Here is a 13148-nt window from a genome sequence, read left to right on the forward strand (position 1 = left end):
CCCCGTGCATCTGCACGAGGGCCGTTTTTATTGCCATCGGAACCTGTCGGGGCGGGCCCCGCCCGCGTCGCTTCGCTTGACAAGCCCCAGCCATTCCAGCCGAAGGCCAGAACCGCCATGACGAGACCCACGCCAGAGACCCTCGCCCACACCGCCCGGCGCGCCCGCGCGGCCACCGAGCCGGCCGGCGACGTCGACTCCACCGCCGCGCGCGGCGCTGCCACCCCGGCCGTTCCGGCGGTACGGACACCCGCTCCAGCGCAGGTCTCCGGCGCCGGTTCGCTCGTGCGGTCCCTTGAGGCGCTCGGCGTCGACGTCGTCTTCGGCATCCCGGGTGGGGCGATCCTCCCGGCGTACGACCCGCTCTACGACTCCACCGTCCGGCACATCCTGGTCCGCCACGAGCAGGGCGCGGGTCACGCCGCGACCGGGTACGCGCAGGCCACCGGCAAGGTGGGCGTCTGCATCGCCACCTCCGGCCCGGGCGCGACCAACCTGGTCACCCCGATCGCCGACGCGTACATGGACTCGGTGGCGATGGTGGCGATCACCGGCCAGGTGGCCCGCCCGTCGATCGGCACCGACGCCTTCCAGGAGGCGGACATCCAGGGCATCACCCTGCCGATCACCAAGCACAACTTCCTCGTGCAGACGCCCGAGGAGATCCCGCGGGTGCTGGCCGAGGCGTTCCACCTGGCCAGCACCGGCCGGCCCGGCCCGGTGCTGGTCGACATCCCGAAGGACGTGCTCCAGGCGTCGACCACCTTCGCCTGGCCGCCCACCCTGGACCTGCCCGGTTACCGGCCCACGCTGCACCCGCACGGCAAGCAGATCCGGGAGGCGGCCCGGCTGATGGCCGGTGCCCGCCGGCCGGTGCTCTACGTGGGCGGCGGGGTGCTCAAGGCCGGAGCCACCGAGGGGCTGCGCCGGCTGGCCGAGCTGACCGGCATCCCGGTGGTCACCACGCTGATGGCGCTCGGCGCGTTCCCCGACTCGCACCCGCAGCACCTGGGGATGCCCGGCATGCACGGCACCGTCGCCGCAGTCTACGGCCTGCAGAAGGCGGATCTGATCGTCGCGTTGGGCGCCCGGTTCGACGACCGGGTCACCGGCAAGCTGGACTCGTTCGCCCCGGACGCGACGGTCGTGCACGCCGACATCGACCCCGCGGAGATCGGCAAGAACCGGCACGCGGACGTGCCGATCGTCGGCGACGCCCAGCACGTCATCGACGAGCTGATCGCGGCGGTGACCGTCGAGCGGTCGGCCGGGCACGGCGGTGACCTGGGTGACTGGTGGACCCAGCTCGACGACCTGCGCAACCGCTACCCGCTGGGCTACGACGAGCCGGCCGACGGCACCCTCTCCCCGCAGTACGTGATCAAGCGGCTGGGCGAGATCGCCGGCCCGGACGCGATCTACGTGGCCGGGGTGGGCCAGCACCAGATGTGGGCGTCGCAGTTCATCTCCTACGAGAAGCCGCACACCTGGTTGAACTCCGGCGGGCTCGGCACGATGGGCTACGCGGTGCCGGCGGCGATGGGCGCCAAGGTCGGCAGGCCGGACACGGTGGTCTGGGCGGTGGACGGCGACGGCTGCTTCCAGATGACGAACCAGGAGCTGGCCACCTGCGCGCTGGAGGGCATCCCGGTCAAGATCGCCGTGATCAACAACGGCAACCTCGGCATGGTGCGCCAGTGGCAGACGCTGTTCTACAACGAGCGCTACTCCAACACCGACCTCGGCACCCACAAGCACCGCATCCCCGACTTCGTGAAGCTCGCCGAGGCGCTCGGCTGCGTCGGGCTGCGCTGCGAGAACGCCGATGACGTGGACAAGACCATCGCCGCCGCCATGGAGATCAACGACGCCCCGGTGGTGATCGACTTCGTGGTCGGCAAGGACGCCATGGTCTGGCCGATGGTCGCCGCCGGCACCAGCAATGACGAGATCATGTTCGCCCGCGGCGTCCGCCCGGCCTTCGACGAGGATGACATCTGATGACCATGCACACCCTGTCCGTGCTGGTGGAGAACAAGCCCGGCGTGCTGGCCCGGGTCTCCGGCCTGTTCTCCCGGCGCGGCTTCAACATCGACAGCCTCGCCGTGGGTGAGACCGAGAACCCGGACGTCTCCCGGATCACCATCGTGGTCAACGCGGAGTCGTCCCCGCTGGAGCAGGTCACCAAGCAGCTCAACAAGCTCGTGAACGTACTCAAGATCGTCGAGCTGGATCCGCAGGTCTCGGTCGCCCGGGAGTTGCTGCTGGTGAAGGTCCGCGCCGACCGGTCCGCGCGGACGCAGGTCCTGGAGACGGTCAACCTGTTCCGCGCCCGGGTGGTCGACGTGGCACCGGACACGCTGACCATCGAGGCCACCGGGACCCCGGACAAGCTCGACGCGCTGCTGCGCGACCTCGAGCCCTTCGGCATCAAGGAAATGGTCCAGTCCGGGTTGGTGGCGATCGGGCGCGGCTCGCGTTCGATCACCGCCGGTCCCGCGCTGCGGGCCGCCTGACCCATCCGCACAGACCACGACGGGCCGCCCGGGCCGTCGTACGAAAGGGAAGTCTCATGAGCGTTGAGGTGTACTACGACGACGATGCCGACCTCGGCCTGATCCAGGCCAAGAAGGTCGCGGTGATCGGCTACGGCAGCCAGGGCCACGCCCACGCGCTGTCGCTGCGCGACTCCGGCGTCGACGTGGTGATCGGTCTGCCGGAGGGCTCGAAGAGCCGTCCCAAGGCCGAGGAGCAGGGCCTGCGGGTCGTCACGCCGGCGCAGGCCGCCGCCGAGGCCGATGTGATCATGGTGCTCGCGCCGGACACCGCCCAGCGCGCCCTGTACACCGAGTCGATCGCCCCGCACCTCGCTCCGGGCAAGGCGATCTTCTTCGGCCACGGCTTCAACATCCGGTACGGGCTGATCAAGCCGCCGGCCGAGGTGGACGTGGCGATGGTCGCCCCGAAGGGCCCCGGCCACCTGGTCCGCCGCCAGTACGCCGACGGCAAGGGCGTGCCCTGCCTGGTCGCCGTCGAGCAGGACGCCAGCGGCAACGCGCTCGCGCTCGCCCTCGCGTACGCCAAGGGGATCGGCGGCACCCGGGCCGGCGCGATCCGGACCACCTTCACCGAGGAGACCGAGACCGACCTCTTCGGCGAGCAGGCGGTGCTCTGCGGCGGCGCGGCGGCGCTGGTGCAGACCGGTTTCGAGGTGCTCACCGAGGCGGGCTACGCCCCCGAGGTGGCCTACTTCGAGTGCCTGCACGAGCTGAAGCTGATCGTCGACCTGATGTACGAGGGCGGCATCGCGAAGATGCGGTACAGCATCTCCGACACCGCCGAGTACGGCGACCTCTCACGTGGCCCACGGATCATCGACTCCCGGGTCAAGGACGAGATGCGCAAGATCCTCGGGGAGATCCAGTCCGGCGAGTTCGCCCGTGAATGGGTTGCCGAGGACGAGGCGGGCCGGCCCAACTTCACCAAGTGGCAGTCCGAGGGTGCGGCGCACCCGATCGAGGAGACCGGCCGGAAGCTGCGCGGCATGATGAGCTGGGTCGACCGTCCGATCACCGAGACGGCCTGACGTCGACGCGGGATCGTCCGGCCGTCCCAGAAGAGGCCGGACGGTTCCCGCACGTCCATCTCGTCACTTGCCGGGGCCGGGTGACCAACGCCTCGGCCAGCTTTCGCCGATGCGGCAGATCGACGTGGGTCAGCCGCGCCACTAGACCAGCGCCGGTGACATGTCTGTTGAGCTGATACCTGTGAGTCATAGATATGACTCACAGGTATCACCCTCAAAAGTGTGCGACCCGCCGGGCCCGGCAGCAGGTGCGGCCCGGTAGCGGGTGGGTCGCCGGCGACGCGACGCCGCCAGACCAGTGGCTCGCAGCGGCGCCCCCAGAGCGCCCTTGCCCTCGCACGCCATGGCCTGGGCAACGATGACGGTCGGGTGAACGGGTGATGTCCATCGTCCGGCCCGGCGTGTGAGGGCCCTCACCCCGAAGACCGGAACATGCCGACCAGCGGGGCCCCTACGATCGCGGGTAGGTGCGCAGCCGGCACCTGACGGCCACGGCACGGATCAGCGCAGGCGCAGTGCGGCGCCCTGCCGCCCGCGCCGATCGCAAACACGACCTCTACGAGGACCGATGAATCCTGTCGTACTGATCGCCGAAGAACTCGCCCCCGCCGCCATCGAGGTGCTCGCCCACGACTTCGACGTCCGTCACGTCGACGGCACCGACCGTCCGGCCCTGCTCTCGGCGCTCTCCGAGGCCGACGCCGTCATCGTGCGCAGCGCGACCCAGATCGACGCCGAGGCGGTCGCCTCCGCGCCGCGCCTCAAGGTGGTCGCCCGGGCGGGCGTCGGGCTGGACAACGTCGAGGTGCCGGCCGCCACCGCGCGGGGCGTCATGGTCGTCAACGCGCCCACCTCGAACATCGTCTCCGCCGCGGAGCAGGCCGTCGCGCTGCTCCTCGCCGTGGCCCGCAACACCGCGAGCGCCAGTTCCGCGCTCAAGGCGGGGGAGTGGAAGCGGTCGAAGTACACCGGCGTCGAGGTGCAGGGCAAGACCGTCGGCGTGGTCGGGCTCGGCCGCATCGGGGTGCTCTTCGCGCAGCGCATCGCCGCGTTCGGCACCCGGCTGATCGCGTACGACCCGTACATCCAGCCGGCCCGGGCGGCGCAGCTCGGCGTGCGCCTGGTCGGGTTGGAGGAGCTGCTGCGGGAGAGCGACTTCATCTCGATCCACCTGCCGAAGACTCCCGAGACGGTGGGCCTGATCGGTGAGAAGGAGCTGGCGATCGTCAAGCCGGGCGTGCGCATCGTCAACGCCGCCCGCGGTGGTCTGGTCGACGAGCAGGCGCTCGCGGACGCCATCGCCGAGGGCCGCGTCGCGGGCGCCGGCGTCGACGTGTACTCCAAGGAGCCCTGCACCTCCTCGCCGCTGTTCGCCTTCGACAACGTGGTGGCCACCCCGCACCTGGGCGCCTCCACGCACGAGGCACAGGACAAGGCCGGCCTGGCGGTGGCCCGGAGCGTGAAGCTGGCGTTGCAGGGCGAGTTCGTCCCGGACGCGGTCAACGTGCAGGCCGGTGGCGTGGTCGCCGAGGATGTGCGGCCGCTGCTCCCGCTGGCCGAGAAGCTCGGCCGCGCGTTCACCGCGGTCGCTGGCGGGGTCGCCGCCAGCGTCACGGTCGAGGTCCGCGGCGAGATCGTCACCCACGACGTGTCGGTGCTCAAGCTCGCGGCCACCAAGGGCCTGTTCAGCTCGGTCGTCGAGGAGCAGGTCACCTATGTCAACGCCCCGCACCTGGCCGCCGAGCGCGGTGTCGAGGTCACCCTGGCCAGTCTGGCCGAGACGGCGGAGCAGCCCACCCTGGTCACGGTGCGTGGCGCGCTGCCGGACGGGCGGACGGTGAGCGTCTCCGGCACGGTCACCCACTCCGGCGCCCGGGAGGTTCTCAAGCTGACCGAGGTGGACGGCTTCGATGTGGAGATCGGCGCGGAGGGCATCCTGCTCTTCCTGCGCTACGCGGACCGGCCCGGTGTCGTCGGCACCGTCGGCACGCTGCTCGGCGGTGCGGGCATCAACATCGCCGCCATGCAGGTGGCCCGGCGCGAGGCGGGTGGCGAGACGCTGATGACGCTCACCGTCGACCAGGCGCTCGGCGCGGACCTGCTCACCTCGGCGGCCGACTCGATCGGCGCGACGGCGGCCAGCGCGGCGGACCTGCGCGACGAGTAGTCACGGCAGCACCACGAGGGGCCCGGCGACCGCTGGGCCCCTCGTCGCACCCGGGGTCGGGTGTCCAGCCGCCCGACGGGTCAGCCGGGCAGCCGGGCCGGGGGCGGATAGACCGAGCCGTCCTGCGGGTCGAAGAGCATCAGCCCGTGCTCGCCGGCCAGCCGCTCGATGTCCAGCAGCACCTGGTCCGCGCAGGTCGGGTGCAGGTTCAGCTCGACATGGTCGTGGGCGGCGTGCAGCGGCGCCACCGCCCACGGGCTGTCCGGGCCGGGGTGCCGGTCCGGGTAGGAGGCGGTGATCGCCCGGTAGAAGGACACCACTCGGGGGTCCGGGTAACGGTCCACGTGCCGCCCCTGCCGGCAACCCTCGACCGCGGCCCGCACGTCCTCGGGCGTCGCCCCGTCCTCCAGGGCCCACACGCTCAGATCGAAACTCACGGCGGACAGCGTGCCATCCGTCGTTCACCATGTCGAAACTGCCTCGCCGCAGGCCAATCACTGATCTGCCACGCTCCGGCCGCGACGGTCCGGTGTGGAGACTCTTGCGTCGAGTTGCGTCGATTCGCTAGCGTACCGACTGCGGTCACTGGCCGAGTTCGCGGCGTCGGCCCGTCTTCGGGTGGCGCGGTCGACGTCCGGCCCGACCGGTCCGCACCCCTCGATTGTGCGAGCCACGCGCACTCGTCGCTGACCGGCCCCCACGGCCGTTGCCGAGGCTGTGGGGGCCGATCGCAGCCCGACCGGCCGACTGTGGGGCGACCGAGGTGCGAATCGGGCCGGAGCACCGCGGGGAGACGGGCTCGGTGTGGCGACGTTCCGTTCAGCGCCGGTGGGCGAAGAGCGCGCGGTAGTCGGAGCCGCCGCGGAACCAGGCCAGGCCGGTGGGGCCGGCGGCGTAGAGGGCGGTGGCGTAGGCGTCGGCGACCGCCAGGTCGGGGCCGACGACCGTGGCGGCGACGAGCTGGTTGGCCGGCTCACCGGTGTGCGGGTCTACCACGTGCCCCTGTCGTCCGGTCACGCCGGAGGTGCCGACGGCGCCGGCGGTCATCTCCAGCACCAGCGGGGCGCGTTCGGGTGCGGTCGGGTGGTGCACCGCCACCCGCCACGGCCCGCCGTGCGGCGCGCGGCCGCGGACCACCAGGTCGGCGCCGGTGAGCACGGCGTAGTCGTGGATGCCCGCGGCGCGCAGGCGGGCCGCCGCGCGCTCCACCGCCCAGCCGCCGAGCAGGCCGCCCGGGTCGAAGCCGCCGGGCACCGCCCAGGCGTCGAACCACCCGTCGGTGGCGGCGCGCATCGCCGTGCAGCGGTCCACCAGGTCGGCCAGCGGAGGGTACGACTCGGGACTGATCTCGCCCCGGCGCAGCCTGGAGACCAGGCTCTCCGGCCGGTTCGGGCCGTAGGTGAGGTCGATGGCGCGCAGCTCCGCGACGCTGTCCCGCAGTGCCTCGCCGACGCCCCGCCGGCCGAGCCATTCGGGGGCGTTGAGCAGCATGGTGTATTCGGCGGTCGGGGTGCGCACGGTGTGTTGCACCGCGATCCGGCCCTGACTGGCGCCCGCCGGGTCGATTCGATGCCGCCGGCTGCCGAGCCGGAGGTCCGGCCGGCGGTTCCGGAACGCTGACGGGTCCGGCCAGCGGGTCCGCGGCTGCTCGTCGATGCGCATGGCACCTGCCCCCTCGCAGTTGGAGTCGCGTCGTCGGCGATCCCCGGTCGCGGGCCCCCGTGACCCGCTGACCCCCACCGTAGGCAGCGGAGATGACCGCCACATGAGTCCCGCCTGAGAGGGTGCTGTGTAATAAGGCTTTCCCATATCGTGGAAGCGGCGTACCGGGAGTCGGGACAGCGACGTACCGTTGCGGCGACGGTGCAGTCGAACGAAGGAGTGCGGGCGTGGCGCGGATCGCGGTGGTGGCCGGGGACGGCATCGGGCCCGAGGTGGTCGCGCAGGCCCGCAAGGTCCTCGACGCCGTGCTGCCCGGCGTGCAGGCCACCGAGTACGACCTCGGCGCGGCCCGCTGGCACCGTACCGGAGAGGTGCTGCCCGACTCGGTGCTGGCGGAGCTGGCCGGCCACGACGCGATCCTGCTCGGGGCGGTCGGTGACCCGACGGTCCCGCCGGGAGTGCTGGAGCGGGGGCTGCTGCTCAAGCTCCGGTTCGCCTTCGACCAGTACGTCAACCTGCGCCCGTCCCGGCTCTGGCCCGGGGTCGCCGGCCCGTTGGGCACCGTGAAGCCGGGCGAGGTCGACCTCGTGGTGGTGCGTGAGGGCACCGAGGGGCTCTACGCCGGCGCGGGCGGCTCGCTGCACCGCGACACGCCCGCCGAGGTCGCCACCGAAGAGAGCCTGAACACGCGGCACGGCGTGGAGCGGGTGATCCGCGACGCGTTCGCCCGGGCCGGCCGCCGGGAGCGGCGCAAGGTGACCCTGGTGCACAAGACCAACGTGCTCACCCACGCCGGGTCGCTCTGGTCGCGGGCCTTCGACGCGGTCGCCGCCGAGCACCCGGACGTCGCCACCGAGTACCAGCACGTCGACGCGGCCGCGATGTTCCTGGTCACCCAGCCGCAGCGCTACGACGTGGTGGTCACCGACAACCTGTTCGGCGACATCCTCACCGACATCGCCGCCGCGGTCACCGGTGGGATCGGGTTGGCCGCCAGCGGCTGCATCAACCCCGAGGGGGCGTACCCCTCCATGTTCGAGCCGGTGCACGGCTCGGCACCGGACATCGCCGGGCAGGGCGTCGCCGACCCGGTCGCCGCGGTGCTCTCCGCCGCGCTGCTGCTGGAGCAGCTCGGGCACGCCGAGGCCGCGGCCCGGGTCAACGCGGCGGTCGCCGCCGAGTTGGCCGGCCGGACGCCGGGCGTGACGCTGCGTACCGCGGAGGTCGGCGACCGGCTCGCCGCCCACGCCGTAGCCTGACCCGCCCCGGGCCTGCGCGTCCGGTCCGGCGAGCAGCCATCCGGGGCCGTCCATGTCCCGAGCGGCGCTACCCGCTGAACGACCGTTCGGGGTAAGTTTTTGGCACAGCCATGTCGGTGTGCGATCCCGCATGCCGTTGTCCCGCAGGGAGGTCAGCGCGATGAGCGGTGGTGACAAGCTCGACTTCGAGATCCGTCCGAATCCCGCGCCGGTATCCGCCACCGACCGGGCCGCCCTGCTGGTCAACCCCGGGTTCGGCCGGGTCTTCACCGACCACATGGTCACCGTCCGGTACGCCGACGGCAAGGGCTGGTACGACGCCCGGGTGGAGGCGCGCGGGCCGATCCCGATGGACCCGGCCAGCGCGGTGCTGCACTACGCGCAGGAGATCTTCGAGGGGCTGAAGGCGTACCGGACCGCCGACGGCGGCGTGACCATGTTCCGGCCGGACGCCAACGCCGCCCGGTTCGCCGCCTCGGCGCAGCGGATGGCGATGCCGACGCTGCCGCCCGAGGTCTTCATCGACTCGCTGCACAAGCTCATCGAGGTCGACCGGGAGTGGATCCCGACCGGCGAGGACGGCAGCCTCTACCTGCGCCCGTTCATGTTCGCCAGCGAGGTCTTCCTCGGCGTCCGTCCGGCCAACGAATACCTCTACATGGTGATCGCCTCGCCGGTCGGCGCGTACTTCAGCGGCGGGGTCAAGCCGGTCACCGTCTGGGTCTCACCGGACTACACGCGCGCCGCGCCCGGCGGCACCGGCGCCGCGAAGTGCGGCGGCAACTACGCCGCGTCGCTGGCGGCCCAGGCCGAGGCCATCGAGGCCGGCTGCGACCAGGTGGTCTTCCTGGACGCGGTGGAGCGCCGCTTCGTCGACGAGCTGGGCGGCATGAACGTCTTCTTCGTCTACGACGACGACACCGTGGTCACCCCGCCGTTGACCGGCACGATCCTGCCGGGCATCACCCGGGACGCCGTTCTCACGCTGGCCGGCGCGGCCGGGCAGCGGGTCGAGGAGCGGCCGGTCACCTTCGCCGACTGGCAGGCCGACGCGGCCAGTGGCCGGCTCCGCGAGGTCTTCGCCTGCGGCACCGCCGCGGTGATCACCCCGATCGGCGGGGTCCGCTTCCCCGACGGCGAGTTCCTGATCGGCGGGGGCGAGCCGGGCCGGGTCACCATGGCGTTGCGCCAGCAGTTGGTCGACATCCAGCGTGGCAAGGCCGACGACCCGCAGGGTTGGGTGCGCCGGGTCCTCTGACGCCCGCCGCGCGCCGGCCGGTCCAGCGGACCGGCCGGCGCGTTCGGTGCCGGGCCGCGTCGCCGCGGTGGCTAGTCGAGCAGGTGGTCGCGGAGGGCGGCGAGCTGCGCGTCGGTCACCCCGGCGTGGCGGAGGTACCCCTCAACTGAGCCGTGCCCCTCGCGCAGTTCGGCGAGGAACAGCTCCATCGCTTCGGCGGGCGAGGCCAGGAACGGCGCCGGCACGTGGTCCAGCCCGCCCGGGGTGGTCTCGGCCAGCCAGGCGCCGAACCGGGCCGACGCCTCGGTGCTGAGCGCGTAGTCCGCGACGATGTCCGCGTCGTCGACGCCGAGCACGGCGAGGGTCAACGCGCAGACGATGCCGGTGCGGTCCTTGCCGGCGACGCAGTGCACCACCACCGGGGCGTTGGCGGAGTCCGCGATCAGCCCGACCGCCTCGGCCAGCCCGGCCGTGCCGGTCTGCGCGAGGTCGGCGTAGCGGTCCGCGAGGTAGCGGGCCAGGCTCGAACCCTCCTCGTGCGGCTGCTCGGCCCAGTCCGCGTGCTCCGGGTGGATGTGCCGGTACGTCAGCCCCTGGTACGCCGGCACCCGGCCGTCGCGTGCCACCTCGGCCGGGCGGCGCAGGTCGATGACGGTGCGGACGCCGATCGCGGCGAACGCGTCCCGGTCCTGCTCGTCGAGGCGGTGCAGCGAGTCGGAGCGGTACAGCCGGCCCCGGCGCACGGTGCGGCCGTCGTGGCCGGTGTAGCCACCGACGTCGCGGAAGTTGAAGGTCGCGGGCAGCGGGATGTGTCGGTTGTCCTCGATGGCGTCCACGCTGACACGGTAACGGCCGGTGGGACGAAGCCCCACCGGCCGTCGGCTCCGATCGGCTACCGCCCGGTGCCGGGCGGAAGCGCGCCGTACGTCTCGTCGTAGTAGCCGCCCAGCTGGTTCCGGTAGGTCGGGTCGCTGTGGCTGGTCTCGTCGTACTCCGGGGCGGCCTTGATCTGGTCGCGGGTCCGGTCCACGGAGACGGTGCGCTGGTCGTGGTTGACCTGGTTGACCGTGCCGGCCGGCAGCATCACCTTCTTGCCGAAGATCCACGGACCGGTGTCCACCACCAGGTAGCTGCCGTCCACCTCGTGGCTGGCACTGTCGATCTTGCCGATTCCACCGTCGGTGGCCTCGACCGTGTAGCCGACCAGGTCGGCGTCGGCCACCCCGGCCTGGTCCCGGTAGCGCCAGGGGTCGAAGGCGCCGGCCGGGGCGCCACCGGGCACGGTGCCCTGGTCGCCTCCGCGCAGCGGCTCCGGCGCGGCGTGCGTCGCGTGCGGGTCGATCCTGTCCATGCCGTTCACTCCTGACTGTCGCCGACGCTCACGGCGTAGGTGAGTGCGTCCCCGCAGGAGCTACCCGGCCACCGGGGGCCGGAAACGGCGACGGGTCGAGGGCCGGAGTCTCGCGACGCTGCGTCACCGTCCCGGCATGTGGATTGTTCCTCCCAAAACCGGGGGAGGGTGGCAGAGTAGCGATCGTGACCAGCACCGCCCTGATTATTGCGACCTAGCGCGCCGGCCCTCCCTCCGCCGAGCGCGCAGACCTCCCGCATCCGCGGGGGGTCTTTTTGTTGCTCCGAGAAAGGATCCTCATGACGTTCCAGGTCTACGACACGACGTTGCGCGACGGCGCCCAGCGCGAGGGGCTCACCTACTCGGTGGTCGACAAGCTGGCGGTGGCCCGGCTGCTCGACGAGTTCGGCGTCGGCTTCATCGAGGGCGGCTGGCCGGGCGCGGTGCCCAAGGACACCGAGTTCTTCCGCCGGGCACGCACCGAACTGGACCTGCGGCACGGCGTGCTGGTCGCGTTCGGCGCCACCCGCAGGGCCGGTGTGGCGGTCGCCGACGACCCTCAGGTGCGCGGCCTGCTGGACGCGCAGACCCCGGCGGTGGCGCTGGTCGCGAAGGCCGACACCCGGCACGTCGAGCGTGCGCTGCGCACCACCGGCGCGGAGAACCTGGCGATGATCCACGACACCGTCAGCCACCTCGTCGGCGAGGGCCGCCGGGTCTTCGTCGACGGCGAACACTTCTTCGACGGCTACCGGCACGACCCGGCGTACGGCGCGGCCGTGGTGCAGACCGCGCTGGCCGCCGGCGCGGAACGCATGGTGCTCTGCGACACCAACGGCGGGATGCTGCCGTCCCAGGTGACCGCCGTGATCGCCGACCTGACCGACCGGCTCGGGATCGACGCGGGGCTGCTCGGCATGCACGCGCAGAACGACACCGCCTGCGCGGTGGCCAACACGATCGCCGCGGTCGAGGCGGGCGTCCGCCACGTGCAGGGCACCGCCAACGGGTACGGCGAACGCCCCGGCAACGCAGACCTCTTCGCGGTCGTCGCGAACCTCGAACTCAAGCTGGGCATGCCCGTCCTACCGGAGGGCTGCCTCGCGCAGATGGTGCGGGTCGCGCACGCCATCGCCGAGATCGCCAACATCGCCCCCGACACCCACCAGGCCTACGTCGGGGCCGCCGCCTTCGCCCACAAGGCGGGGCTGCACGCGAGTGCGATCAAGGTCGACCCGTTGCTCTACAACCACGTCGACCCGTCGGTGGTGGGCAACGACATGCGGATCCTGGTGACCGAGATGGCCGGCCGGGCCAGCGTCGAGCTCAAGAGTCGTGAGCTCGGCCTGGACCTGGCCGGCCGGCCGGAGGCGCTGACCCGGGTCACCAACCGGGTCAAGGAGCTGGAGGCCGGCGGTTGGTCCTTCGAGGCCGCGGACGCCTCCTTCGAACTGCTGGTCCGCTCCGAGTTGCCCGAGGGCGGCCCGGCGCGGCCGTTCACCCTGGAGTCGTACCGGGTGCTGGTGGAGCACCGCGAGGACGGCGCGGTGGTCTCCGAGGCGACCGTCAAGATCCGGGTACGGGGTGAGCGGGTGATCGCCACCGCGGAGGGCAACGGCCCGGTCAACGCCCTGGACGAGGCGCTGCGGGTGGGGCTGGCCCGGCACTACCCGCAGCTGCGCGATTTCGAGCTGGCCGACTACAAGGTGCGCATCCTGGAGGGCAGCCACGGCACCGGCGCGGTCACCCGGGTGCTGCTGGAGACCGCCGACGGTGGCGGCCGCGACTGGACCACCGTGGGCGTGCACCCCAACGTGGTCGAGGCCAGCTGGCACGCCCTCGTCGACGCCCTCACCTACGGCCTGGCCCCCGCCCCGGTCTAACCC

Annotated in this window: 11 protein-coding genes; 7 read left to right on the plus strand and 4 right to left on the minus strand. The window is 72.3% G+C overall.

Annotated elements, in window-relative coordinates; all coding sequences use genetic code 11:
- Positions 1–117 precede the first annotated feature (117 nt).
- From EAD89_RS05635 to serA, 4 genes are all read left to right on the plus strand, one after another.
- Positions 118–2001 carry an acetolactate synthase large subunit gene (locus tag EAD89_RS05635; protein WP_121674977.1) on the plus strand — a complete coding sequence of 628 codons (1884 nt, stop codon included), beginning with the start codon at positions 118–120 and terminating at the stop codon, positions 1999–2001.
- On the plus strand, positions 2001–2516 hold the full coding sequence (gene ilvN / locus EAD89_RS05640) for an acetolactate synthase small subunit (protein WP_089017348.1): 516 nt from the start codon (positions 2001–2003) through the stop codon (positions 2514–2516). The genes EAD89_RS05635 and ilvN overlap by 1 nt, the downstream gene beginning before the upstream one ends.
- A 56-nt stretch (positions 2517–2572) precedes the next feature.
- Entirely contained in the window at positions 2573–3586 is a 1014-nt protein-coding gene (gene ilvC, locus EAD89_RS05645) for a ketol-acid reductoisomerase (RefSeq protein ID WP_121652837.1), read from the plus strand.
- Positions 3587–4154: 568 nt separating this feature from the next.
- A complete protein-coding gene (gene serA, locus EAD89_RS05650; protein WP_121674978.1) occupies positions 4155–5753 on the plus strand; it encodes a phosphoglycerate dehydrogenase in 1599 nt (532 codons plus the stop codon).
- A gap of 80 nt (positions 5754–5833) precedes the next feature.
- On the opposite strand, the gene EAD89_RS05655 is transcribed toward serA, so the two are convergent.
- A complete protein-coding gene (locus EAD89_RS05655; protein ID WP_121652835.1) occupies positions 5834–6190 on the minus strand; it encodes a hypothetical protein in 357 nt (118 codons plus the stop codon).
- 382 nt (positions 6191–6572) lie between these two features.
- A complete protein-coding gene (locus EAD89_RS05660) occupies positions 6573–7415 on the minus strand; it encodes an FAD:protein FMN transferase (RefSeq protein WP_121652834.1) in 843 nt (280 codons plus the stop codon).
- A 227-nt stretch (positions 7416–7642) separates the two neighbouring features.
- Here EAD89_RS05660 and EAD89_RS05665 point away from each other — a divergent pair, with 227 nt between their 5' ends.
- On the plus strand, positions 7643–8674 hold the full coding sequence (locus EAD89_RS05665) for a 3-isopropylmalate dehydrogenase (protein ID WP_121674979.1): 1032 nt from the start codon (positions 7643–7645) through the stop codon (positions 8672–8674).
- A 160-nt stretch (positions 8675–8834) separates the two neighbouring features.
- Positions 8835–9932: a branched-chain amino acid aminotransferase gene (locus EAD89_RS05670; protein WP_121652832.1), complete on the plus strand. Its 1098-nt coding sequence runs from the start codon at positions 8835–8837 to the stop codon at positions 9930–9932.
- Positions 9933–10003: 71 nt separating this feature from the next.
- Here EAD89_RS05670 and EAD89_RS05675 read toward each other — a convergent pair whose 3' ends face one another.
- Both EAD89_RS05675 and EAD89_RS05680 read right to left on the minus strand, forming a co-directional pair.
- The gene (locus EAD89_RS05675; RefSeq protein WP_233578223.1) at positions 10004–10747 is read right to left on the minus strand and encodes a tyrosine-protein phosphatase; all 744 of its coding nucleotides are present in this window, start codon (positions 10745–10747) and stop codon (positions 10004–10006) included.
- A gap of 56 nt (positions 10748–10803) precedes the next feature.
- The gene (locus EAD89_RS05680) at positions 10804–11262 is read right to left on the minus strand and encodes a PRC-barrel domain containing protein (RefSeq protein WP_121652830.1); all 459 of its coding nucleotides are present in this window, start codon (positions 11260–11262) and stop codon (positions 10804–10806) included.
- 299 nt (positions 11263–11561) lie between these two features.
- Here EAD89_RS05680 and cimA point away from each other — a divergent pair, with 299 nt between their 5' ends.
- A complete protein-coding gene (gene cimA, locus EAD89_RS05685; protein ID WP_121674981.1) occupies positions 11562–13145 on the plus strand; it encodes a citramalate synthase in 1584 nt (527 codons plus the stop codon).
- Positions 13146–13148: the final 3 nt, after the last annotated feature.

Origin of the sequence: Micromonospora sp. BL4 (genome assembly GCF_003667505.1) — a bacterium.
Classification (GTDB): Bacteria; Actinomycetota; Actinomycetes; order Mycobacteriales; family Micromonosporaceae; genus Micromonospora.